Here is a 24,019-nt window from a genome sequence, read left to right as displayed (position 1 = left end):
CCGGTGTCCGTGGCAGGACCCCGCGAGTAGCGTCGCCGAGACGATGAGCACCACCACCGCACTCGCGACCCCAGAGGCCGTCCCGGCCGAGGCCCGTCGCCCGCGGCTCGAGGCCGTCGACAAGCGCGATGCCGCGCTGATGTCGGTCGGCACGCTGGCCTCCGGCGTGCTCGCCTACGCGTTCAACGTGCTCGCGGCCCGCACGCTCGGCCCCGACGTCTACGGCGGCGTCGGCGCGCTGTGGGCCGGGATGTTCCTGCTCGCGGTGCTGCTCTACCGCCCGCTGGAGCAGACGCTGTCGCGCGCGATCTCCGACCAGGTGGCCCGCGGCGGCGACGCCCGGCCCGTCGTCCGCTCCGCCGCGCGCCTGGCGGCCGTGGTCGCGGTGGTCTCCACGGTCGTGCTGCTCGCCCTGTGGGGCCCGATCACCGACGGTCTCTTCGGCGGCCGCGCCGTCCTGACGGCCGCGCTGGTCCTCGGACTGGCCGGCTACGGCGTCTCCTACTTCGTGCGCGGCCTGATGGGCGGCGTGCGCTGGTTCGGCGGCTACGGCGTCCTGCTCTTCGCCGACGGCGCGATCCGCGTGGTCGTCGCGCTCCCGCTGATCTTCATCGCCTCGCCGGCCATCGCCGCGGCCGCGATCGCGCTGGCCGCGATCGGTGGCGCGGTCGCGCCCGGGCTGATGGACCGCCGGACGACCCTGCACCTGATCGCGGGGGAGGGCGGCGACGCCGAGCCCTACCCGCTCGGCTCGGCGATCCGCTTCGCCGCGCCCGCGGCGGTGATCGCCGGCTGCGAGCAGATCCTCGTCAGCGGCGGTCCGCTGCTGGTGCTCATCGCCGGCGGCCCGCACGCCGACCACGACGCGGGCGTCCTCTTCGCCGCGACGCTGCTCGTGCGCGCGCCGGTCTTCGTCTTCCAGGGCATCCAGGCCTCGCTGCTGCCGAACCTCACGACCTTCGAGGCCAACGGCGAGCGCGCCCGCCTCAACCGGGCGACGGTGACGGTCGCGCTGATCCTCACCGGCTTCTCGGCGCTCGTCGCCGCCGGCGCGCTCGCGATCGGGCCGTTCGCCATGTCGGTGATGTTCGGCGCCGGCTTCGAGGCCGGCCGCGTCGACCTCGCCGCGATGGCGGTCGGGATCGGCGGCTTCCTCGCGGCCGGGACGTTCTGCCAGGCGCTGCTCGCGCGCGGCCGGGCCGGCCGCGCCGCGGTCGGCTGGGCGCTCGCCGCGATCGCCTTCATCGCGCTCGAGCTGCTGCTCCCCGGCTCGGCCTTCCACCGCGTCAGCTTCGCCTTCGGCATCGCGAGCATCCTCGCCGGCGTCGTGTCGATGGCGTCGGTCTGGAGGACGCGGTGACCGCGTCGCGCGCGACCTGGGGACGCCGGCTCGGCGTCCTGGTGCTGATCCTCGCCGCCGGCGCCTGGGCGCAGGCCGCGGTGCTGCACGCCGACGAGACGCCGGGCGTGCCCGGCGGCCTGACCGCGATCGCGCTGGACGGCAGCGTCGGCCTGGCGTGGCAGGACGCCGACGGCGCCACGAGCTACCGCGTGTACCGCGGCACCGACGCGGCGCACGTCGACACGCTGATCGCCAGCCCGACGGCCACGCGGTACACCGACCCGACGGCGACCAACGCCACCAAGTACTTCTACGCGGTGCGCGCCGCCAACGGCGCCGGCGCCTCCGATCCCGGCCAGCTCGCAGCCGCCGAGCCGCGCGCGGCGACCTGCGACGGCGACAACGCGGTCGCCCAGGAGAACTGCTTCCCGGGCGACACCGGCTGGAAGACGACCGACGCCGGGCGCACCTACGACGACGGCATCGAGGGCTACGCCACCGCGGCCAGCGTGAACGCCGGCGGCAGCGTCGACCTCAAGGTCGACACGGCCAACGCCGACGTGCCGTTCCACGTCGACATCTACCGGACCGGCTGGTACGGCGGCGACCAGGGCCGCCTCGTCTCCACGATCCCCGCCCGTGAGGCGACGTGGCAGCCCGAGTGCGTCTCGGACCCCGGCACGACCGGCACCACCGACTGCTCGGGCTGGTCGGCCAAGGCGACGGTGACGACGACGACCGACTGGCCGTCGGGCGTCTACCTGCTCAAGCTCACGCGCGAGGACAACGACGCGCACGGCGAGATCGTGCTGGTCGTCCGCGACGACGGCAGCCACTCGCAGTTGGCCTACAAGGTGCCCACGAACACCTATCAGGCCTACAACAACTGGGGCGGCAAGTCGATCTACGACTTCAACTCGAGCACCGGCGACACGGCGCTGGCGCACGGCCCGCGCGCGGTGAAGGTCTCCTACGACCGGCCCTACGCCCAGGCGTGGACCGGCGACTTCATGCGCGACTACTACCCGCGCACCGACGTCGCCGCCGTCAGCTGGCTCGAGCGCCAGGGCTACGACGTCAGCTACCTCGCCGACCCCGACGTCGATCGCGACCCCGATCAGCTGCAGGACCACCGGATCGTGATCTCCGGCGTCCACGACGAGTACTGGACGCAGGGCATCCGCGACGCCTTCGCGGCGGCGCGCGACCACGGCACCTCGCTCGTCTTCCTCGGCGCCAACGCCTCGTACTGGCGTGCGCGCTACGAGGCCGGCAGCGACCGCCGCACGCTCGTCGAGTACAAGACGACCCAGGGCGGCGACCCCGATCCCGACGGCCCGACCGCCACATGGCGCGACCCCGCCGGCCCCAACCAGCCCGAGAACGCGCTGATCGGCCAGATGTACGCCGGCGACAACTCGAGCGCGGCGTGGGGCCTGAAGGTCTCCGGCGCCGAGGGCCGCGACCGCGTGTGGCGCCACACGACGCTCGGCGACCAGGCGGCGGACGCCACGACGACGCTGGGCACCGGCCTCGTCGGCTGGGAGTGGGACAAGCGCGTCGCCAACGGCGAGGAGCCCGCGGGCGTCAAGACCCTGGCGTCGACGCCGGTCGACGGCGGCATCGCGCAGGGCAGCGGCGCGGCCAACACCCCGGGCGCGACGACGCAGATGTCCACCATCTACACCGCGCCCAGCGGCGCGCTCGTCTTCGACACGGGCACGAACTTCTGGTCGCGCGGGCTGGCGCCGAACGTCGACGGCACCGAGGACGCCAACGGGCGCATCCGCCAGGCGACCGCCAACGTCCTGGCCGACATGGGCGCCGTCGCGACCACGCCGGATCCGGCGCTGACCTTCGACGAGCCCGGCCCCCCTCAGGTCACCGGCGGCGCTCCGGCCGCCGGTGAGACCGGCGTCGCGCCGACCGCGGCGATCACCGCGACGTTCGATCGCGAGCTCGACCCGTCCACGGTCGACGGCGACAGCGTCACGCTCGAGACCGGCGACGCCGCCGTCGCGGCCGACGTCGCCTGGGACCGCGCGACCCGGACGATCACGGTCACGCCCGACGCGCTGCTGGCCGCCAACGCGCTGTACACGCTCACGCTCGGGACGGGCCTGCGGAGCTGGGCCGGCGACGGCCTCGCCGCGGCCGTCACCCGCTCCTTCACGCCGGGCGCCGGCGCGCCGCCGACGCTGACGGCGACCACGCCGGCCGACGGCGCGACCACCGTCCCGGTCGACGCGAGCGTCACCGCCACGGCCAACCGCGCGCTGGATCCCGACACCGTGACGGCGTCGACCGCGACGCTGCGCGCGGGCGCGGCCGCGCCGGTCGCGGCCGCCGTCGCCTACGACGCCGAGACCCGCACGATCGCGCTCGCGCCCGACGCGGCGCTGACCGAGGCCACCACCTACACCGTGACGCTCGACGGCGTGCAGGCCGAGGGCGGCGCGCCGCTGGCGACGACGTCCTGGACCTTCACGACCTCCACGAACCTGAGCGTCAGCGCGCAGTCGCCGGCGCCGCTGGCCACCGGCGTCTCGCCGTCGGCCGACGTCCGCGTCACGTTCTCGCGGGCGATCGACGCCGCGACGCTGACCGCCGAGCGCGTCGCCCTCGACGACGCCGACGGCGACGCGGTGGCCGCGCAGCTCAGCTACGACCCGACGACGCGCACCGCGACGCTGACGCCCAGCGCGCCGCTCGCCGTGCTCGCCAACTACCGCGTCCGCGTCGCGGCCGGGATCCGCGCCGCCGACGGCGCGCCGATCGACCCGACGCTGTGGTGGTTCTCGACGGCGCCGTCGGCGCCGAGCGCCCCGACCGTCACGGCGCTGCTGCCGGCCGCCGGCGCCGGCGAAGCGTTCAACGGCACCGCGGTCAAGGCGACGTTCGACCGCGACCTCGCGGCGGCCACGGTCACCGGCCAGTCGTTCACGCTCACCACGGCGACCGGCGCGCCCGTCGCGGCGACCGTCGCCTACGACGCCGTCCGGCGCCAGGCCGTCCTGCGCCCGCTGGCCCAGCTCGCCACCGACGCGACCTACACCGCGACGCTGAGCACCGCGATCGCCGAGCCCAACGGCACGCCGCTCGGCGCGCCGGTCACCTGGACCTTCACCACCGCGCGCTGCCCGTGCTCGCTGCTCGCCGGCCAGACGCCGGCCGAGACCGGGCTGTCCGGGACGTTCGAGCTCGGCGTCCGCGTGACGTCGCAGGCCGACGCCGATCTCGTCGCGGTCCGCTTCTACAAGTCGCCCGGCGAGACCGGGACGCACGTCGGCCGCGTGTGGAACGCCGCCGGCCAGCTGCTCGGCCAGGCGACGTTCGCCAACGAGACCGCCTCGGGCTGGCAGCGCCAGCCGCTCGCGACGCCGGTCGCGCTGACCGCTGGCCAGGTCTACACGGTCTCGGTCAACGCGAACAGCAAGTGGGCGAAGACCGGCTGGTCGATGAGGGATCCGATCGCCAGCGGGCCGCTCTCGAGCCTCGCCGATGGCACCAACGGCGTGTACAACGACGCGCCCGGCCTGTTCCCGGCCTCCAGCTACCAGTGGACCAACTACTTCATCGACCCGGTCGTCCGGCTCGCCACCGCGCCTGCCCGCGTTCCGCAGGTCACGTCGATCGTGCCCGCCGCCGGCGCGACCGGCGTCGCCACCAGCGCGCCGGTCCGGATCTCCTTCACCCAGCCGCTGGACGAGTCGACGATCGACGCGAGCAGCGTCCGGCTGACCGACGCGGCCAGCACGGCGGTGCCCGCGGCGCTGAGCTACGACGACGACACGCGGACCGTGACGCTCACGCCGAGCGCCTCGCTGACGGCCGGCGCCACCTACACCGTGCGGCTGTCGACCGCGCTGCGCTCCGACGACGACACGCCGCTGGCCGCGGCCGTGACCTCCACCTTCGCGACGGCCTCCGCCGTGATCGCGCCCACCGTGGCGTCGACGGCGCCCGCGCAGGGCGCGACCGGCATGGCGATCGGCACGGCGCCGTCGCTGACGTTCGACCAGCGCATGGACCCCGCGACGCTCACGGGCGCGACCGTCGCGCTGACCGGCCCCGGCGGCGCGGTCGCGACGACGCTCGGCGTCTCGGGCGACGGGCGCACGGTCACCGCGACGCCGACCGCGCCGCTGGCCGAGGCCGCGACCTACACCTTGACCGTCACGACCGGCGCGCACAGCGACACCGGCGCGGCGCTCGCCAACCCCTACAACTTGGTCTTCACGACCGGCAGCAGCTGCCCGTGCCGGCTGTGGGGCGGCAACCCGACGCCGGCCGCGAGCACGCTCGACACGAGCAACGGCCGCAGCGGCGGCGGCCCGTACTCGCTCGAGCTCGGCGTGAAGTTCCACGTCAGCCGCGCGGCGACGCTCACCGGGGTCCGCTTCTACAAAGACCCGTGGGAGACCGACGGCCACACCGCCAGGCTCTGGACGAGCGACGGCACGCCGGTCGCCAGCGTCGCGTTCGGCGCCGAGTCCAACCAGGGCTGGCAGCGCGTCGCGCTGAGCACGCCGGCGTCGCTGACCGCGGGGCAGACCTACGTCCTCTCGGTCGGCGTCAACAGCAAGTTCGGGATGTCGGCCAACTCCGCGCTGGGCGCGGGCGTGAGCGACGGGCCGCTGTCGTCGGTCGTCGACGGCGCCAACGGCGTCTACGCCGACGCGGCCGGGACGTTCCCGACGCAGACGTGGGGCAACAGCAACTACTTCATCGATCCCGAGGTCCAGTGAGCGCCGTGGTCGACGCCGTCATCGTCAGCTACAACAGCGCCGACACGCTGCGCGCCTGCGTGCAGCCGCTGGCCGGCATGGACCACGTCGCGGTCTGCGTGGTCGACAACGACTCGCCCGAGGAGTCGCTCGGCGTCGTCGCCGACCTCGACGTCCTCGCGGTGCGGTCGGGGCGCAACGGCGGCTTCTCGTTCGGCTGCAACCTCGGCGCCGCGCAGGGCCAGGCGCCCTACATCCTGCTCGTCAACCCCGACGCGGTGCTCGCGCAGGCCGACCTCGACCGGATGGTCGCGGTGCTCGACGCCGAGCCGGACGTCGGGCTCGTGGGGCCGAAGCTGATCGACGGCGACGGCACGCTGATGCCGAGCATCCGCCGCTTCCCGCGCGTGGTCTCGACCTGGGCGCAGGCGCTGTACCTGCACCGCGTCCTGCCGCGGGCGCGCTGGACCGACGAGATCAACCGGCGCTTCGAGGAGTACGACCGCGTCGGCTACCCCGAGTGGGTCTCCGGCGCGTGCATGCTCATGCGCCGCTCCGTGCTCGCCGAGATCGGCGGGATGGACGAGGGCTTCTTCCTGTACTGCGAGGACACGGACCTCTGCGCGCGCATCCGCGCCCGCGGCCACCGGATCCGGTACGAGCCGACGGCCGTCGCCTACCACCAGGGCGGCGCGTCGGCGCCGCGCACCGGCCTGTTCCCGGTGCTCGCGACCAGCCGCGTGCGCTACGCGGCCAAGCACGACGGTCCCTGGGCGGCCCGGGCCCAGCGCCTGGGCATCGCGGCCGGGCACCTCACGCACGCGGCGATCAACGTCGCCCAGCCGGCCAAGCGCCGCGGCCATCTGGCCGCGCTGCGCGCCGCGCTGACCCGCCCCTAGGGGCAGACGACCGCACGGCGTGAACATCCCGCCGATCGGCGGGTGCATGGTGCGTGGTCCAGACGTCGGCACGCGGCCGTTGTAGGTCAACTGTCGAGGTTCTGAGGGCTGACGTCATGCGCGTTCCCCGACGCGCCGATGAGGCCACAGACGCGTCCCCGACCCCCGGGGGCGTGACAGACAACTCCGGTCCAGTGAGTTCAGAGGCAGGGCGCCCGCGACAGCCCCTGCACTGATGCAGATGCCTGTTCACTCCGCGTTCCTTGCTGGAAGGGTTGCCCATGTCTTCGTTCCGCCCACTTCGCTGTGCGCTGCTCGCGCTCTGCCTGCTGCTCGCCTTCGCCGGCGCGGCGAGCGCGTCCACGCTGTACCTCTCGCCGTCCGGCTCGGACTCCGCCGCGTGCACCAGCGCGGCGCCGTGCAAGTCCTTCGGCCGCGCCTACACCGCGGCCGCGCAGGGCGACACCGTCCAGGTCGCCGGTGGCACCTACGGCGACCAGGTCCTGTCCTACGACGCCTCCAAGAGCTCGGACGTCGACGTGACCTTCAAGCCGGCGGCGGGCGCGGTGCCGAAGGTCGGCTTCCTGGACTTCGGGCAGTACTACGCGGATCTCGGCGGTCGGCACATGACGATCCAGGATATGGACATCGACGGGTTCACGGCCAACCGGGCCCAGGACCTCACGTTCCGCAACCTCGACATGCACGGCAACTTCTGGACCAACGGCGCCGACGGCATCTCGATCATCGGCGGCTCGGTCGGCGGCACCAACAACGGCACGCACCCCGACATCCAGGTCTGGAAGTCCGGCTCGACGACCGTGCCCTCCAGCAACATCCTGATCGACGGCGTGCACCTGCACGACGTCCTGGTCGCCACGGCCCAGGACCACGTCGAGTGCCTGCAGGTCTCCGACGTCGACGGCCTGACGATCCGCAACTCGCACTTCGGCCCCAACTGCGACACCTTCGGCCTGCACATCCAGAACACGGAGTGGGGCGTCAAGAACATCACCATCGAGAACTCCACCTTCGACGAGCCGACCAACTCGTGCGGCTGCCTGACGGCCTACCACGGCCTCTCGATCCGCAACGGCGTCAACGTCACGATCCGCAACAACAGCTCGCCCGCCGGCTGGTACATGCCCGACGACGGCGCCGGCGCCAGCAACTTCAAGGTCATCGGCAACGTCCTGGACAAGGACTTCTGCCACTCCTACGCGACCTACTCCCACAACGTCTGGATCGCGGTCGCCTGGCGCGACGCCGGCCCCTGCGGCTCCACCGACCAGTACGTCGGCGACCCCGGCTTCGCCAGCGCCACCGACTACCACCTCAAGAGCTCGTCGCCCGCCGTCAACCACGGCGACCCCGCGAGCTTCCCGACCACCGACATCGAGGGCAACGCCCGCCCGGCCGGCGGCGCGCCCGACGCCGGCGCCTACGAGCTCGGCTCCAGCACGGCGCCCGGCGACACCACCGCGCCGGACACGACGATCACCGCCGCGCCCACGGGCTCGACGACCTCGACGTCGGCGTCGCTCTCGTTCAGCGCCAGCGAGTCGGGCTCGACGTTCGCGTGCAAGCTCGACGCCGGCGCCTACGCGGCGTGCACGTCGCCCAAGGCCTACAGCTCGCTCGCGACCGGCTCGCACACGTTCAGCGTGCGCGCCACCGACGCCGCCGGCAACACCGACGCCACGGCGGCCGCCGCGACGTGGACGGTCACGTCGCCGGCCGACACCACCGCGCCGGACACGACGATCACCGCGCAGCCGACGCAGCCGACCACCGCGACGTCCGCCTCGTTCTCCTTCAGCAGCTCGGAGTCCGGCTCGACGTTCGCGTGCAAGCTCGACGCCGGCGCCTACGCGTCGTGCACGTCGCCCAAGGCCTACAGCTCGCTCGCGATCGGCGACCACACGTTCTCGGTCAAGGCGACCGACGCGGCGGGCAACGCGGACGCCTCGCCGGCGACCGTGACCTGGACGATCGGCACCCCGGCCGACACCACCGCGCCGAACACGACGATCACCGCGCAGCCGTCCTCGCCGACGACCTCGACCTCCGCGTCGTTCTCATTCACGGCCACGGAGTCGGGCTCCACGTTCGAGTGCAAGCTGGACGCCGGGGCATGGGGCTCCTGCGCCTCGCCCAAGGCCTACAGCGCGCTGACGACCGGCGCGCACACCTTCAGCGTGCGCGCCACCGACGCGGCCGGCAACACCGACGCCTCGCCGGCGACGTCGAGCTGGACGGTCAACGCCCCGGCCGACACCACCGCGCCGGACACGGCGATCGACTCGGGCCCGACCGGCACGACCGCCGACCCCACGCCGTCGCTCGCGCTCTCCGCGACCGAGCCGGGCTCGACGTTCCAGTGCCGCGTCGACGGCGGCGCCTGGAAGGCCTGCTCCAGCCCGTATACGCCGTCCGCGCTGGTCGACGGCGAGCACACGATCGCGGTGCGCGCCAAGGACGCCGCGGGCAACACCGACGCGACGCCCGCCTCGGTGACGTTCACGGTCGACACCCGCGCGCCGGAGACGACGATCGGCGGCGGCCCGCTGCTGGTCGAGCTCACCGGCTCGGCGACCCTCACGTTCTCCTCGCCCGACGGCGGCGTGCGCTTCGAGTGCCGGGTCGACGACGGCGCCTGGCACGCCTGCACGTCGCCCGAGCAGGTCGACGGGCTGGCGTTCGGCACGCACACCTTCCAGGTGCGCGCCGTCGACGCGGCCGGCAACACCGACGCCTCGCCGGCGACCACGACCTGGACCGTGGCGCTGCCGCCGCTGCCGGGCGTCGACGCCGGTACGCCGGCGGTCACCGATCCGGCGCCGGCCGCGCCAGCCGCGCCGGCGGCCCCGACCACGCCGATCGCACCGACCACGCCGCGCCCGACCGGGCCGGCCACGACGGCCGCCAAGCCCGGCAAGGGCAACAACAAGGCGCCGAGGCTGAACGTCCGGGTCCGCGGCGTCACGGCGTCGGCTCCGTCGGCGGCGACGCTGGCGGCCTCCGCGACCGACGACGGCACGGTCCAGACCGTCGAGTTCCTGGTCGACGGCAAGGTCGTCTCCTCGTCGTCCAAGCCGACCGCCACCTACCGGACCGGCCTCCTGTCGGGCGGCGCGCACACCCTCACGGTGCGGGCCTTCGACGACGCCGGCCAGGCCAGCTCGTGGGCGCTGCTGGTTCGCGGCACCGGCAAGGCGGCCAAGGCCGCCGCGAAGGCCGCGACGCTCAGCGCCCGCTCAGCTGCGGCGGGCGCCGACGCCACCGCGCTGACGCTGACCGGCGCCGCGGGCAAGAAGGTCAGGGTGACGCTCACCTCCTGTGTCGAGGGCCGGCCGGCGGCGAAGGTCACGCGCACGCTCCGCCTCGACAAGAGCGGCAGGGCCTCGCTGCAGATCGCCCGCGGCGGCCTCTGCATCGCGGGCCTCAACGAGTCCTGATTCCGGGGCGCCGGGCGAACGGCATCGACCGTTCGTCCGGCCCCTCGCCGCAGGGAGGGGAGGCCCCTAGACGGAGGGCTAGTCCGGGGCGACGAGGTGCCGGATGGCACCTACGATCCGGGCATGGACCTCAGGCACCACCTTCGCGTCTGGATGCGGTGGAAGCTCCTCCTGATCGTGGGCTTCCTCCTCGCCATCGTGCTCGGCATCTTCGCGACGTTCAAGCCGGCGGGCGCGGGCCTGGAGTGGCGGAGCGAGGCGGTGTACGCCACCAAGTCGCGCCTCTTCGTCACCCAGCCGGGCTTCCCGTGGGGCCGCGTCACGCTCCCGGGCGCGGTCAGCGGCCAGGCCTCGGCCGCGCCGACGCCGGCCGACAAGGCCGACGGCGTCGACTTCGCCGACCCGGCGCGCTTCTCGAACCTCGCGATCGTGTACGCCTACCTCGCCCAGTCCGACGAGGTCCGCGCGCTGATCCGCCCGCTGCCCGAGCCCGGCCAGATCAACGTGATCTGGCAGGCGACCGGCTCCGGCGACGCGCTGCCGCTGCTCGAGCTGACCGCCAAGGGCAACACCGCCATCGGCGCGCAGCAGCTCAACGAGAAGGCCATCAAGGCGATGAAGGGCTACCTCAACGCGCAGCTCGACAAGAGCAACGTGCCGGACGGCCAGCGCGTGCAGATCCAGGTCCTCAACCCGCCGCTGCCCGGCAAGATCGAGAGCGGCCGCACCCCGACGCTGAGCGTCGTGGCGTTCGTCCTGATCATGGTCGGCACCCTGCTGCTCCTCTACATCCTCGAGAACCTCTACCCGACGCCGGTCCGCAACGCCGGGCTGCGCCTCGAGGACCCGATCGACGAGGGGGCATGGACCGACGGGGCGACCGCGCGCATCGACGATCACAAGGCCTGGCCGCCCGTCACCGTCGAGCCGCCGGCCGAGAAGGTCCGGCCCAGCGCCTAGCCGGCGTCCGCGATGGCCACCACCGCGCTTCCGCCCGTCCGGGTCACGCCCCCCGGACGCACGGCGCCGCCCACGCTGGCCGTCGTGGGCTTCGCGCTCGCCGCCGTCCTGCTGCTGGCCGCGACGGTCGTCGCCGGCGCCAAGGGCGCCCTCGCCGGCGCCGTGGTGGTCGACGGCGCGCTGATCGCGTTCGCCACGCACAAGGTCGTCCTCCGCTGGCACTCGCTGGCGGTCACGGTGATCCTGTGCATCCTGCTGATCCCGATCGGGCGCTACGACTTCCCGGTCACGCTGCCGTTCAACCTCGAGCCCTACCGGGCGCTGGTCGCGGTGGTGGCGCTGATCTGGGGCGCGTCGCTGCTGGCCCAGCCCGACACGCGCTGGCGCCGGACCGGGCTGTTCCTGCCGCTGTTCCTGCTGTCGATCACGATCATCGGCGGGATCGGGCTGAACCCCGACCGGCTCGCGCTGCCGGGCGTGCAGTCGGCGGTGATCAAGCAGGTGAGCATGTTCGCCAGCTTCCTGTTCGTCCTGCTGTTCTTCAGCGCGGTGATCGCGACGCGCGACCACCTCAACCTCGTCATCAAGGCGCTGGTCGGCGGCGGGGCGGTGGTCTCGTTCTTCGCGATCATCCAGTACCACTCGGGCTTCAACATCTTCGACCACCTCGACCGGGGCATCCCGATCCTGCGCCTCGTGCCCGGCGGCGTGCCGGACCACATCGAGGCGCGCGGCAGCGGCGCCCGGATCTACGCTTCGGCGCCGCACCCGATCGCGCTCTCGGCCGCGCTGGTGATGCTGCTGCCGCTGGGCATCTACCTCGGCAAGGCGTTCGGCGGCAAGCGCTGGTGGTTTGCCACCGCGCTGATCGGCGTCGCGGCGTTCGCGACGGTCGCGCGCACCGGCTCGGTGATGCTGCTGGTCATCTTCTTCACCTACCTCGCGCTCAAGCCGCGCCAGGTGCTGTCGCTGTGGCCGTGGCTGCTGCCGTTCCTGGTCGTCGTGCACTTCCTCGCGCCGGGCGCGATCGGCGGCCTCAAGAGCGCGTTCTTCCCGTCGGGCGGGATCGTCGCCGAGCAGCAGACGCAGGCGGGCATGACGTCGTCCAACCGCCTGGCCGACTGGGGCCCGACGATCGCCGAGTGGTCCAAGAAGCCCGTCTTCGGCGAGGGCTTCGGCACACGGATCACCGCGCCGGCGGATCCGAACCTCAACGCCGCGATCCTCGACGACCAGTGGCTGGCCAGCCTGCTGGAGACGGGTCTGCTGGGGGTGATCGGCCTCCTCTGGCTGATCTGCTCGTCGGTGCGGCGAACGGCCAGCGCGTCACGCAAGGCGGAGGAGCCCTACAGCTGGCTGCTGATCGGGCTGGCGGGGTCGATCGCGTCGTTCGCGGTTGGCGCGTTGACGTTCGACGCCTTCTCGTTCTTCCAATGCACCTTCTTGATGTTCGCCTTGATGGGCATCGCGATCCCGGCATGCCGCTTGTGCAAGCGGCCTGTCGCGGGTCCCTCCGTCACGCTCGTCCGATAGCCTGCCGCGTGCACTGAGCAGGCTGTGGGTAGCAGCCTGCCGATGTTGACCGGCGCGCGGCCAGGGAGTGGCCGTGCGGGAGGTGCTGTCAGCTCGTCACGGTCCCGGTCCGGCACGAGCGACGGTATGCCGATCAAAAGGAGGACCTATGCGCATCGCGCTGCGGTCGCCCCTCAGCTTCATGCTGTTCGTCGCCCTGCTGGCGGTCGCGATTCCCGCGGCCGTCGCTTTGGCGCGCACCCCGAGCAACGTTCGGGCCAACCTGGATTCCGACGCCCGCGCCGAGACCGTGCGCGCCGCCCACCTGTCCGGCGGCTGGGTGCGCCTGCAGGTGCGCGACCGGCGCTCGGGCAAGACCGTCATCACGTGGCTGTCGCCGAAGGCGCGCCGCATGTCGGCGCTCGACGTCGCCGACGTCACGGGCGACGGCCGCAAGGACGTCTGGTACGTCGCCCGGACCACGCGCAAGGCCCCGGCGCGCACCGTCGCCGCGCTGCTGTCGTGGAACGGCCGGCACGCGGGGTCGCTGTTCCGCTATGACTCGCGGCGCTCGTCGCTGCGCAAGCGCTGGGCCGGCTCGCGGGTCGAGCTCGTCCAGGTCTCCGGCGCCAACGCCGGCGCGACCGAGATCCGCGTCGTCGAGCGCGAGCGGCTGGCGAACAAGACCACGCGCGACGTCGCGACCTACTACCGCCTCAGCGGCGGGAAGTTCGTGGCCTACACGCCGTCGTCCGACGCGACCGTGCAGGGCGCCGACGGCAGCGTGACGAAGGTCGGCGCCGCGGGCAGGTCCACGCCAGCGACCGCCGCTCCCGTGGCCGGCGCGACCCCGCCGGCGGCGCCGCCCGCCGCGCCGTCGGGCCCCGGCACGCCGGCCAGCGGCAAGCCCGCCGGCCTGACCGCGCCGCCCGAGCCGTCGGTCTCCTCGCCCTCGGTGTTCGTCGCGCCCAACGGCAACGACGGCGCCGCGTGCAGCGCGGGCGCGCCGTGCGCGACGTTCGACCGCGCCTACCACGTCGCCAAGCCGGGCCAGCTCGTGCAGGTCGCGGGCGGCACCTACGGCGTGCAGGACATGACCGCGGACTCGAGCAAGTCGGCGACCGGCGCGGTCGTCGTGTTCCGCCCGGCGCCGGGCGCGAGCGTCAAGACCGGTGAGGTCCACTGCGGCAAGTACGCCGGCGACCTCGGGCCCAACCAGGTCGAGCTCGCCGACATGACCACGGGCGACGTCCTGACCCAGCGTTGCAACGGCTTCACGCTGCGCCGCGTCACGATGGCCGGCGGCGTGTTCGTCGACGGGTCCACGCGCTTCTCGATGGTCGGCGGCAGCATGGGCCCGGGCCACAACTACCACCCCGACGTGCAGGTCGTGAACGGCAGCGTCCCCCACGACGTGCTCTTCGAGGGCGTGCGCTTCCACGACTGGACGCACGACGACACCAACGTGCACATGGAGTGCCTGCAGGTCTCCGACGTCGTGAACTTCACGCTGCGCAACTCGACGTTCGAGAACTGCGACACGTTCGACCTGCATGTGGACGGCACGGTCTCCGGCCCGGTCCAGAACGTCGTGATCGAGAACAACACGTTCCGCCCGAGCACCGACCACAGCGGCGCGACGCCGGCCTACTACGGGCTGTCGGTCCGCGACGGGCTCGGCGTGATGATCCGCAACAACGCCTCCGACCAGGCCTTCGCGCTGCCGTCGTCGTCGGACACCGTCCAGAACTGGACCGTGGCCAACAACGCGGCGGTGCTGGGGTCCAACCAGTGCGACAACCGGATCGCGTTCAGCCACAACCTGTGGACGGACGCGACGTGCGGCAGCACGGACAGGAAGGGCGCGTCGGGGTTCGTCAACGCCGGCAACAACGACTACCGCCCGGCCAGCGGCTCCAAGATGCTCAACGGCGGCGACCCCGCGCTGAGCACGCAGTACGACCTCCGCGGGAAGGCCCGCGACGCTACGCCCGACATCGGGCCATACGAAGGGCAGTGACCATGCACGCTCGGATCACGGCCGCCGCGGTCTGCGCGACGGCCCTGCTGTCGGCCGTCCCCGCCGGGGCGTCGACCGTCTCGCTCGGCCCCCAGAAGGCCGCGCGCGGGAAGGTGACCACCCCGACCGGGACCGCCCGCGCCATCCTCGGCAAGGCGCGGACGAGCGCCGCGGTCACGCAGGTCCGCGTGCTGGTGAGCGCCCCTGCGCGGGCACGCTCCCTGTCGGTCGGGATCTACGCCGACCGCTCCGGCCATCCGGGCCGGCGGCTGACCGTGGGCCGCACGACGGCCGTCAAGCCGGGCTGGCGCCTGGTGACCGTGCCGCAGGTGCAGCTGGTCGCCGGCCATCGCTACTGGGTCGCCGTGCTCACGCGCGGCGGCGCCCTGCGCAGCAGGGCGGCCAAGGCGAGCTGCCGCAGCGAGCGCAGCGCGTCGCGCCACCTCACCGCGCTGCCGGCCACGTGGCGCAGCGGCGCGTCGTCGTCGCGCTGCATGCTGGCGGCGGGCGCGGTCGCGCCTGACGGCGCGCCCGGCGCGGGGGACACCTCCGCCGCCGCGCCGGCCCCGACCGTCGCGCCGGCCGCCCCGGCCGCCGGCGGCGCCGCGCCCGGCGCGTCCTCGCCGGGCCTGAGCACGCCGCCGCCCCCGACGGCGTCGCTGCCGCCGGTCGCGACGCTCGGCGCGCCGAGCGCGGCCGCGCTGGCCAGCGCCAAGAGCGCGCCCTTCATCCGCTACGGGCGCAGCTACCCCGGCGGCGCCGACACGAGCGACGGCTGGGGCGGTGGGGCGAGCATGGTCCTGGCGACCGCGTCCTACGCTGGCGACACGTCGGCCGACGCGCGCCTGCTCGCCCACATCCGCGACCTGGTGGCGGGCGGCAACGAGCCGGTCGCCAACGGCGGCTACCCCGCCCAGCACGAGCGCTGGGTCGAGGGCATGCTCGTCCTGGCCCGCCGCACGCCGCGCGTGTGGAACCAGCTGAGCGAGAGCGACCGCCGCAAGGTCGACCTCGTCATGACCGGTGCGCTGGTCGGCTCGGCGTTCACGACCTCCGACAGCAACCCCTACGTCAAGTCGGGCGGCCAGCAGGTCACGCTCGACGGCGACACCGACGTCAACCGCGACTGGAACCCCAACTACCGCGAGGGCATGATCGGGATGATGGTCGTCGGCGCCGGCTACTTCGGCGGCGGCGTGGCGGCGCAGTCCGTGTTGGACAACTACGACGCGGCGAGCTTCCTGTCCCAGCTCAAGAGCGCCGGCCTGACCAACCAGGCCGCGACGTTCTCCTGGAAGGCCAGCAACCCGTCCTCGGCGGCGCCGTCGGCGGCGACCGTGCAGGCCGCGGTGCGCGGCTACCGCTACAAGGGCCTGCGCCTGGACCAGGACATGGCGCTGGCGCGCAACCTGACCGAGAACACGTACAACGCTAAGGTCGCGTGCGGGCTCAACAACGGCGCGGGCATCAGCACCTCGGGCGGGCCGGCGGGCGTCATCGTCAGCGGCTGCTCGGGCCTGGCCAACAAGGGCGCGACCGGTGAGCTGCAGGAGCTCGACGGCGTCGACGGCGGCGGCGTGCGCAGCTCGGCGCTGTACGGCTACGACGGCTTCCGGACCAATCAGAACAACGCCATCGTGATGCTCGCGACGGGGCTGTGGCAGAACGGGACGGAGGCCGACGCGGTCCGCGCGCGGCTGAAGATCGGCGTGCCCGACCTCTGGTACAAGCTGTCCAAGGGCTACCGCGGCTACGCCAGCGGCTCGCTGCAGTACATCCCGGACGCGCCGTCGGAGGGCGTGCTGCGCGACGACAACGCGAACTTCTCGTTCCCGTACTCGCGCACGCTGTGGGACCAGGTGCTGCGGCCCGCGCTCGGGCTGTAGCCGGATCGATCGCGCGCGCTCAGACCGGCACGCGGCTGCGCAGCACCTCGCGCAGCCGCTGCTGGTCGCGCACGCGGTCGACGACCAGCGGCTGCGGGCAGCGCGGGTCGCGCGCGGCGGCCGCGGCGGCGTAGCCGTAGACCATCGCGATCGACGCGACGTTCGTGCGCGAGCGGTAGGCGGCGCGGAGCATCAGGTAGCTCGGGCGGTAGCCCATGTACCAGGCCTGGCGGCCGAGCGCCGAGCCCGCGCGCAGGCGGCCCTCGCGCTCGCCGACGCGGCGGTGGTGGCGGAACCCGATGTCGGTGAAGCCCTGGGTGTGGAAGCCGCGCAGCTCGGCCATGACCTCGTCGACGCCGTCCCAGCCCAGCGTCGGCTCCAGGTCCATGACGTCGTCGTACAGCGCCCAGCGGTAGGCGCGCGACGCGCCGCGCGGGTGGGCCGCGTTGACCTTCACGCGCTCCCAGACGCCGTCTTCGAGCTCGTAGCAGGTGCCGCCGCCGATGCCGAGCTGCGGGTCGGCGGCGAACTTCGCCATCAGCTCGCCGAAGTAGTCGGCGTCGAACGAGGTGTCGGCGTCGACCTTGACGAAGACGTCGACCGGTGCGGGCAGGCGCCGGACGCCGAGGCGGAAGGCGAGCAGGTCGCGTCCCTGGCGGCGACCCTCCTCGAGCTTGTCGCTGCCCTCGTTCGTGCGCTCCAGGTGGATGAACGCGTGCTCGCCGGCGAGGCGCTGCGCGACCTCGTCCATGCCGTCGTCGGAGCCGTCGTCGACGATGATCCACGCGGCGGGCGGCACGTTCTGGGCGACCACGGACTCGGCCAGGCGCTCGATGTTCTCGCGCTCGTTGCGCGCCGGCGTGACGATGGCGTAGCTGGGCAGCGGGCTGCTCATGGAGGCCAAGCTACGCGCACGGATGCTGCGCGGCCCTACCCGTCCGTGCAGGCCATCCGCGCGGGTGACGCGCCGCTGGCCATAGGTCTAGGACAAGCCCTCGGAGCCTGGGCGCAACCGGGATACCTTCTGGTCAATGGCGAGCACGGACGCAGACGCGCCACGCCGCCCGCTCGCCGGGAGAGTCCTGCGCGGCTTGGCGTGGAGCGCCGGATCGCAGGCCACGATGCAGGTGTCGCGCCTGATCGTCGCGCTCGTCCTCGCCCGCCTGCTCGCGCCCGACGACTTCGGCAAGGCGGCCATGGTGCTCGTCTTCTCGAGCCTCGTCCTCGTCTTCTCCGACCTCGGCCTCGGCGCGGCGCTGGTGCAGGCCAAGGAGCTCGAGGAGGACGACCGCTCCACGGCGTTCTGGACGACGGTCGGCTCCGGCGTCGTCTTCACCGGCGTGGCCGCCGCGTGCTCCGGGCTACTGGCCCGCTTCTACGGCGAGCCGGAGGTCACGCACCTCTGCCAGGTCTTCTCGCTGGTCTTCATCATCACGTCGATCGGCGCCACGCAGGAGGCGCTGCTGGTGCGGGCGATGTCGTTCCGCGCGCTCGAGGTCCGCAACATGGTCGGGACCGCGGGCGGCGCGATCGTCGGCGTCACGATCGCGCTGAACGGCGGCGGCGCGTGGGCGATCATCGGCCAGCAGCTGGCCGAGGCGACGGTCGGCGCGGCGCTGCTGTGGTTCGCGTCCTCGTGGCGGCCGAGCCTGACCTTCTCGCGCGCGGCGCTGCGCAGGATGTGGGGCTTCTCGGGCTGGCTCGTCGGCCACCGCCTGCTCTTCTACGTGCACCGCAACGCGGACAACATCCTGATCGGGCGCTTCGTCGGCGCCGCCGCGCTCGGCGCGTACACCATCGCCTACAACGTGATGCTCGTGCCGTTCAGCCGGATCGCGGGGCCGATCCAGCGCGTGCTGTGGCCGGCCTTCGCCGAGATGCAGGACGACCCGGCACGGATCGTCGCGGGCTGGGTGCGCGTGACGCGTGTCCTGGCCGCGGCCGCGGTCCCGGCGCTCGTCGGCCTGGTGGTCGTCGCCCCGGACTTCGTCGCGGTCGTCCTCGGCGCGCGCTGGGCCGAGGCGGCTCCGCTGATCCAGGCACTGGCGTGGGTCGGGATCCTGCAGACGATCCAGGTCCTCAACATCGACATCCTGCAGGCGCGCGCCCGGACGCAGCTGGTGTTCCGCTACATGGTGATCTTCACCTGCGGGCACATCATGGCGTTCGCCATCGGCCTGCACTGGGGCGTGCTGGGCGTCGCGATCGCCTACGCGATCTCGAGCACGTTCATCGAGCCGATCCTGACCTACCTCACCTCCCGCGAGCTGGGCGTGTCGTTCTGGACCATCCCGCGCGCGCTGTGGGGCGTCGCGCAGGCCAGCGCGCTGATGGCCGCGGCGACGGTCGCCGCGCACGAGCTGCTGATCGGCACCGCGGTCGGGCAGCTCGCGCGGCTGGCGCTGACCATCGCGGTCGGCATGCTCGCCTACGCGCTCGCCGCGTGGTGGCGGATCCCGGAGCTGCGCACCGAGGTCCAGGGCGCGCTGAGCGAGGTGCGCAGCGGTCGCGGTCCGGTCGTCGTCGTCGCGCCGGAGCCGAGCTGATGGCCCTGCGCCGGGTGTTGATCCTCAACTACTTCTTCCCGCCGCTGGGCGGTGCCGGCGCGCTGCGCGGCGTCACGCTCGTGCAGCGGCTGCCGGCGCTGGGCTACCAGCCCGTCGTCGTGACCGGCCCGGGCGAGTCGTTCGGGCGCTTCAGCCCGCAGGACGACACGCTGCGCGCGCTGCTCGGCGACGTCGAGGTCCATCGCATCGCGACGCCGGAGCCGCCGCACGGCGGCACGACGCGCGACCGCGTCGACCGCCTCCTGGCCCGGCCGGGCTCGTGGGAGAGCTGGCTGCGCGAGGGCTTCGTCGCGACCGCGCGCGAGGTCGCCGACGTCGACCTCGTCTACGCCGACCTCGGCCCGGACGCCACCGCGCACGCCGGCGTCCGCGTGGCTCGCGAGCGCGGCGTCCCGCTGGTGATCGACATGGGCGACCCGTGGGCGCTGGACGAGATGCGCGTCTACCCGACCGCCGGGCACCGGCGCGCCGACCGCGCCGGCATGCGCCGCGCGGTGACCGCCGCCGACGTCGTCGTGATGAACACCGCCGAGGCGGCGTCCGCGCTGCGCGACGCCTTCCCGCCGCTGCGCGACCGCACGGTCCTGGCGCTCCCGGTCGGCTACGACGCCGCGGACTTCGCCGCGCCCGAGCCGGTCCGGGCCGACGACGCCTTCCGCATCGTCCACACCGGGAGCTTCCACACGGCGCTCGGCGAGTCGCTGGCCGCCTCGGCCCGCCGCCGCGCGCTGCTGGGCGGCGGCGCCGACCAGCCGGTCGAGGTGCTCACGCGCTCGCCCGTCTTCCTGCGCCGCGCGCTGGACCGCGTCCTGGCCGAGCACCCCGAGCTCGCCGGCCGCATCGAGCTGCACCTGGCCGGCCCGCTGACCGACGCCGACCGCCGCGCGGTCGAGGGCCTGGACGGGGTCGAGCTGCTCGGCTACCGCAGTCACGACGAGACGATCGCGCTGATCCGCTCCGCCGACCTGCTGTTCCTGCCGATGCAGGACCTGCCCACCGGCCACCGCGCCCGGATGGTCCCGTGCAAGGGCTATGAGTACCTCGCCTCGGGCCGGCCGATCCTCGCCGCGATGCCCGACGGCGACGGGCGCGAGATCTTCTCGCGGGCGGAGGCGTCGACCGTCGTCCGCCCCGACGACGTCGACGGCATGGCCGCCGCGATCACCGCCGAGGCGCTGCGCGGCACGCGCCGCCCGTCGGTCGCCGCGCAGCGCGGCTGGCTGCTGGCCGGCCTGGAGCGCGCCCACCTGAACCGCGAGCTCGCCCGCGCCTTCGACGGCGCGCTGGCGAGCCGACCCACCGACACGACCACCGCCGGCCCGCCGGCGCTGACCGGGAGCACCCTGTGACGACCACGGCGAAGACCACCACCGTGCCCGAGGCCACGCGCGACGAGGTCGGCGGCCTCGTCGAGCTCGCGCTGGCCTCGATCCCTACGTTCGCCCGCGCCGACGAGCCCGGCGTGCTCTGCTACGAGCGCGTCCTCGGCGAGGCCGGCACGCGCGGCCGCTCCCTGCGCTACACGCTGATGGCGCTGCTCGGCCTCCAGAAGGCGCAAGCTGCCGGCTACGCGCCGACGCTCGACCTCGCGCAGGTCGAGGCCGCGCTGGAGGCCAACCTCGACGACGCCGAGCTGGACCCGGGCGACTACGGCCTGTACCTCTGGGCCGACGCGCGCGGCGGCTGGGGCCGCGGCGCCGGCTACGCCGCCCGCCTGGACGTCGCGCTGGCCTCCGGCGGCGGCCTGCCCGCGCGGCTGGGCATGGAGATGGGCTGGATCGTCACCGGGCTGGCGCATCACGTCGCGGCCGGCGGCGGCGTCGAGGGCGAGCGCCTGCTGGCACGCGCGCTGGACCAGCTGCTCGGCGCCAACCGCGCGCAGAGCGGCCTGTTCCGCCACCACGGCGCCGCGGGCTGGCGCCGGCGCTTCCCGAACTTCGCCACGCAGATCTACGCCGTGCAGGCGCTGACCGCCGTCGCGCGCCACGGGCTGGACCCGCGCGCGCTGCCGGCCGCCCAGGCGCTGGCCGACCGGCTGCTGGAGCTCCAGCTTCCCGACGGCGGCTGGCCGTGGCTGTTCGACGCCGAGCGCGGCACCGTCGTCGAGCGCTACGAGATCTACTGCGTCCATCAGCACGCGATGGCGCCGATGGCGCTGCTGGACCTCGCCGAGGTCTGCGGCGACGAGCGCTACGTGCGCGCCGTCGGCCACGGCCTGCGCTGGATCTGGGGGCAGAACGAGCTCGCCCGCGACATGGTCGAGCCGGGCGAGCAGCTCGTCCTGCGCTCGATCCGCCGCCGCAAGGGCCCGGACCGCGGCGCGCTGGCCGCCCGCACCGCCGCGTCGCGCGCCGGGCTGCCGACGCCGGGGCGCACCGCGCGCCTGACCGAGGTCAACCCGACCGACCGTCCGTACTCGATGGGCTGGACCCTCGAGGCGTGGGCCGGTCGCGAGTCGGCGCTCCAGGGCTGAGAGCGCTGCGCTCCGCCACGCCCACCTCGCCGCGCGGGCCGGTGCGACTGCTGGCCCTCGCCGCGTTGCTGCTGGGCGCCGCGGCGCTGCTCGGCACGCTCGGGCCGCGAGTCTTCGACGGCGGCTCGGACGCCGTGCCCGACGCGACCGCGGCCACGCCGAAGCACATCGGCATCCCCGCGCCGCCCGAGCCCAAGCGCGTCGCGCCGACGATCTTCGTGGCGCCGGGCGCGACCGGTGAGGACTGCACGGCCGCTGCCCCGTGCGGGAGCCTGGACGCCGCGCTGGGCAAGGCGAAGCCGGGCGCCGGCGTGCAGCTGGCCGCCGGCCGGTACGGCCCGCAGATCCTGAAGAGCGACGCTCGGCCGGCGGGCAGCGCGCCCGTCGTGGTCCGGCCGGCGCCCGGCGCGAAGGTCGCGTTCGAGGAGCTGCGCTGCGGGCCGTGGACCGGCGACGTCGGCGCGGGCGCGTTCGACCTCGGCGGCGTCACGGTCGCGGGCGTCCTGATCCACCGCTGCGACCGCGTCACGCTGCGCCGGGTCACTGTCGCCGGCGGGCTGTTCCTGGAGGGCTCGACGAACTTCGCGATGGTCGGCGGCAGCGTCGGCCCGGGCGCCGACTTCCACCCCGACGTGTCCGCCGTCTACGGCGCGCAGCCGCCGATCGTGCCGCGCAACATCCTGTTCGACGGCGTGCGCTTCCACGACTGGCAGGTCCGGACCGCCGGCAAGCACATCGAGTGCCTGCAGATCTCCGACGTGCAGCGGCTGACCGTGCGCGGCTCGAGCTTCGTGCGCTGCGACACGTTCGACCTGCACATCGCCGGCACCGTCGGCGGCCCGGTGCGCGACGTCGTCATCGAGGACAACTTCTTCGGCGCCACGAGCGACCACTCAGGAGTCACGCCCGCGTACTACTCGCTGTCGGTGCGCAACGGCATCGGCGTGCACATCACGCGCAACCGCTCGAACCAGGCGTGGGCGCTGCCGGCCGCGGGCGACGTCGTGCAGCGCTGGGTGCTGTCGCGCAACGTCGCGCCGATGAAGGCCTACCAGTGCGACGACCGGATCACGTACATGCACAACCGCTGGTCGCGGGCCAAGTGCGGGCCCACCGATCGGCCGACCAGATAGCCTCGGCCCGGAGCGACATGTCCACTGCCAACGCGCCCTTGATCACCGTCGTCGCCGCCGCGCACAACCGCGCCGAGCGCGTCCAGATCCTGCTCGACGCGCTCGCCGGGCAGACGCTCGGCACCGACCGCTTCGACGTGGTCGTCGTCGACGACGGCTCGCGCGACGCGACGCCCGAGGTGCTCGCGCGGGCGGCCGCCGCCGGCCCGCTGGCGCTGACCGTGCTCACGCAGCCCAAGGCGGGCGGCCCGGCCGCGGCGCGCAACCGCGGCTGGCGGACGGCGACCGCGCCGGTCGTCGCGTTCACCGACGACGACTGCCGCCCGTCGCCCGAGTGGCTGGCGACGCTGCTCGAGACGCTGGGCGATCGCGACGACGTCCTGGTCCAGGGCCGCACCGCGCCGGACCCGCGCGAGATCGACGGCATGAGCCCGTTCGCGCGCACGCTGGACCTGCCGACGCAGAGCCCGCATTACGAGACCTGCAACATCGCCTACCCGCGCGCGGTGCTGGAGCGGCTCGGCGGCTTCGACGAAAACTACCCGGCGCCCGCGGGGGAGGACACCGACCTCGGCTTCCGCGCGGTCGGCGACGGCGTGGCCCCCGTGTTCACCCCCGACGCGCTTGTCTTCCACGCCGTGCACCAGATCGGGCCCAAGGGCGTGCTGAAGTTCGCGCTGCGCGCCGCCGAGGACGTCCGGACCTACAAGGCCAACCCGGAGCTGCGCGCCCTGCTGCCCCAGGGCGTCTTCTACCGGCGCACGCACCCGCTGCTGCTGCAGGCGGCGCTGGCGGCGGCCACGACGCGCAAGGCGCCGATCACCGCGCTCTTCGCGCTGCCCTACCTCATGAACGTCCGCGGCCGGGCCAAGGCGCAGGGCGGCGGCACGGCGCACATGCCGTTCTACGTGCTCAACGACGTCGTCGAGGTCGCGGCGACGGTCAAGGGCGCCGTGCGGTACCGCGTCCCGATCGTCTGACGCCACGTCCAGCAACCTGGGCACGGAGGTCATGACGCGGACAGGGGCAGCCGATAGAGCGA

Annotated in this window: 14 protein-coding genes; 13 read left to right on the top strand and 1 reads right to left on the bottom strand. The window is 73.9% G+C overall.

The features are described from left to right. Window positions 1-43 precede the first annotated feature (43 nt). From DSM104299_RS22860 to DSM104299_RS22825, 8 genes are all read left to right on the top strand, one after another. Window positions 44-1,360: a lipopolysaccharide biosynthesis protein gene (locus tag DSM104299_RS22860; RefSeq protein ID WP_272473975.1), complete on the top strand. Its 1,317-nt coding sequence runs from the start codon at window positions 44-46 to the stop codon at window positions 1,358-1,360. Continuing rightward, window positions 1,357-6,090 carry an Ig-like domain-containing protein gene (locus DSM104299_RS22855; RefSeq protein WP_272473974.1) on the top strand — a complete coding sequence of 1,578 codons (4,734 nt, stop codon included), beginning with the start codon at window positions 1,357-1,359 and terminating at the stop codon, window positions 6,088-6,090. The genes DSM104299_RS22860 and DSM104299_RS22855 overlap by 4 nt, the downstream gene beginning before the upstream one ends. Window positions 6,091-6,095: 5 nt before the next feature. Next, window positions 6,096-6,968, top strand: a complete 873-nt coding sequence (locus tag DSM104299_RS22850) for a glycosyltransferase family 2 protein (RefSeq protein WP_272473973.1) — start codon at window positions 6,096-6,098, stop codon at window positions 6,966-6,968. Window positions 6,969-7,249: 281 nt separating this feature from the next. After that, window positions 7,250-10,426 carry an Ig-like domain-containing protein gene (locus DSM104299_RS22845; RefSeq protein ID WP_272473972.1) on the top strand — a complete coding sequence of 1,059 codons (3,177 nt, stop codon included), beginning with the start codon at window positions 7,250-7,252 and terminating at the stop codon, window positions 10,424-10,426. A gap of 123 nt (window positions 10,427-10,549) precedes the next feature. After that, on the top strand, window positions 10,550-11,386 hold the full coding sequence (locus tag DSM104299_RS22840; RefSeq protein ID WP_272473971.1) for a hypothetical protein: 837 nt from the start codon (window positions 10,550-10,552) through the stop codon (window positions 11,384-11,386). Window positions 11,387-11,398: 12 nt separating this feature from the next. Next, window positions 11,399-12,919: an O-antigen ligase family protein gene (locus tag DSM104299_RS22835; RefSeq protein WP_272473970.1), complete on the top strand. Its 1,521-nt coding sequence runs from the start codon at window positions 11,399-11,401 to the stop codon at window positions 12,917-12,919. 148 nt (window positions 12,920-13,067) lie between these two features. Further along, window positions 13,068-14,918 carry a right-handed parallel beta-helix repeat-containing protein gene (locus DSM104299_RS22830; RefSeq protein WP_272473969.1) on the top strand — a complete coding sequence of 617 codons (1,851 nt, stop codon included), beginning with the start codon at window positions 13,068-13,070 and terminating at the stop codon, window positions 14,916-14,918. A gap of 2 nt (window positions 14,919-14,920) precedes the next feature. Beyond that, window positions 14,921-16,804 carry a hypothetical protein gene (locus DSM104299_RS22825; protein ID WP_272473968.1) on the top strand — a complete coding sequence of 628 codons (1,884 nt, stop codon included), beginning with the start codon at window positions 14,921-14,923 and terminating at the stop codon, window positions 16,802-16,804. Window positions 16,805-16,823: 19 nt separating this feature from the next. Here the strand turns inward: DSM104299_RS22825 and DSM104299_RS22820 are convergent, their stop codons facing one another. Beyond that, a complete protein-coding gene (locus DSM104299_RS22820) occupies window positions 16,824-17,699 on the bottom strand; it encodes a glycosyltransferase family 2 protein (protein ID WP_272473967.1) in 876 nt (291 codons plus the stop codon). 136 nt (window positions 17,700-17,835) lie between these two features. Here DSM104299_RS22820 and DSM104299_RS22815 point away from each other — a divergent pair, with 136 nt between their 5' ends. From DSM104299_RS22815 to DSM104299_RS22795, 5 genes are read left to right on the top strand one after another with little or no spacing between them, the layout of a single operon-like run. Continuing rightward, window positions 17,836-19,350, top strand: a complete 1,515-nt coding sequence (locus DSM104299_RS22815) for an MOP flippase family protein (protein ID WP_272473966.1) — start codon at window positions 17,836-17,838, stop codon at window positions 19,348-19,350. Continuing rightward, window positions 19,350-20,720, top strand: a complete 1,371-nt coding sequence (locus DSM104299_RS22810) for a glycosyltransferase (protein WP_272473965.1) — start codon at window positions 19,350-19,352, stop codon at window positions 20,718-20,720. The genes DSM104299_RS22815 and DSM104299_RS22810 overlap by 1 nt, the downstream gene beginning before the upstream one ends. Next, a complete protein-coding gene (locus tag DSM104299_RS22805) occupies window positions 20,717-21,844 on the top strand; it encodes a hypothetical protein (RefSeq protein WP_272473964.1) in 1,128 nt (375 codons plus the stop codon). The genes DSM104299_RS22810 and DSM104299_RS22805 overlap by 4 nt, the downstream gene beginning before the upstream one ends. Then, window positions 21,811-22,977 carry a hypothetical protein gene (locus DSM104299_RS22800; RefSeq protein ID WP_272473963.1) on the top strand — a complete coding sequence of 389 codons (1,167 nt, stop codon included), beginning with the start codon at window positions 21,811-21,813 and terminating at the stop codon, window positions 22,975-22,977. Before DSM104299_RS22805 ends, DSM104299_RS22800 begins: the two co-directional genes overlap by 34 nt. A gap of 17 nt (window positions 22,978-22,994) precedes the next feature. Next, window positions 22,995-23,957 carry a glycosyltransferase family 2 protein gene (locus DSM104299_RS22795; RefSeq protein ID WP_272473962.1) on the top strand — a complete coding sequence of 321 codons (963 nt, stop codon included), beginning with the start codon at window positions 22,995-22,997 and terminating at the stop codon, window positions 23,955-23,957. Window positions 23,958-24,019: the final 62 nt, after the last annotated feature.

Source organism: Baekduia alba (genome assembly GCF_028416635.1).
Classification (GTDB): domain Bacteria; phylum Actinomycetota; class Thermoleophilia; order Solirubrobacterales; family Solirubrobacteraceae; genus Baekduia; species Baekduia alba.
This window is presented reverse-complemented; position numbering and strand designations above follow the sequence as displayed.

Coding starts and splice junctions, on each gene's coding strand:
- DSM104299_RS22860 (WP_272473975.1), top strand. CDS start 44: ATGAGCACCACCACCGCACTCGCGACCCCAGAGGCCGTCCCGGCCGAG.
- DSM104299_RS22845 (WP_272473972.1), top strand. CDS start 7,250: ATGTCTTCGTTCCGCCCACTTCGCTGTGCGCTGCTCGCGCTCTGCCTG.
- DSM104299_RS22840 (WP_272473971.1), top strand. CDS start 10,550: ATGGACCTCAGGCACCACCTTCGCGTCTGGATGCGGTGGAAGCTCCTC.
- DSM104299_RS22835 (WP_272473970.1), top strand. CDS start 11,399: ATGGCCACCACCGCGCTTCCGCCCGTCCGGGTCACGCCCCCCGGACGC.
- DSM104299_RS22830 (WP_272473969.1), top strand. CDS start 13,068: ATGCGCATCGCGCTGCGGTCGCCCCTCAGCTTCATGCTGTTCGTCGCC.
- DSM104299_RS22825 (WP_272473968.1), top strand. CDS start 14,921: ATGCACGCTCGGATCACGGCCGCCGCGGTCTGCGCGACGGCCCTGCTG.
- DSM104299_RS22820 (WP_272473967.1), bottom strand. CDS start 17,699: ATGAGCAGCCCGCTGCCCAGCTACGCCATCGTCACGCCGGCGCGCAAC.
- DSM104299_RS22815 (WP_272473966.1), top strand. CDS start 17,836: ATGGCGAGCACGGACGCAGACGCGCCACGCCGCCCGCTCGCCGGGAGA.
- DSM104299_RS22810 (WP_272473965.1), top strand. CDS start 19,350: ATGGCCCTGCGCCGGGTGTTGATCCTCAACTACTTCTTCCCGCCGCTG.
- DSM104299_RS22795 (WP_272473962.1), top strand. CDS start 22,995: ATGTCCACTGCCAACGCGCCCTTGATCACCGTCGTCGCCGCCGCGCAC.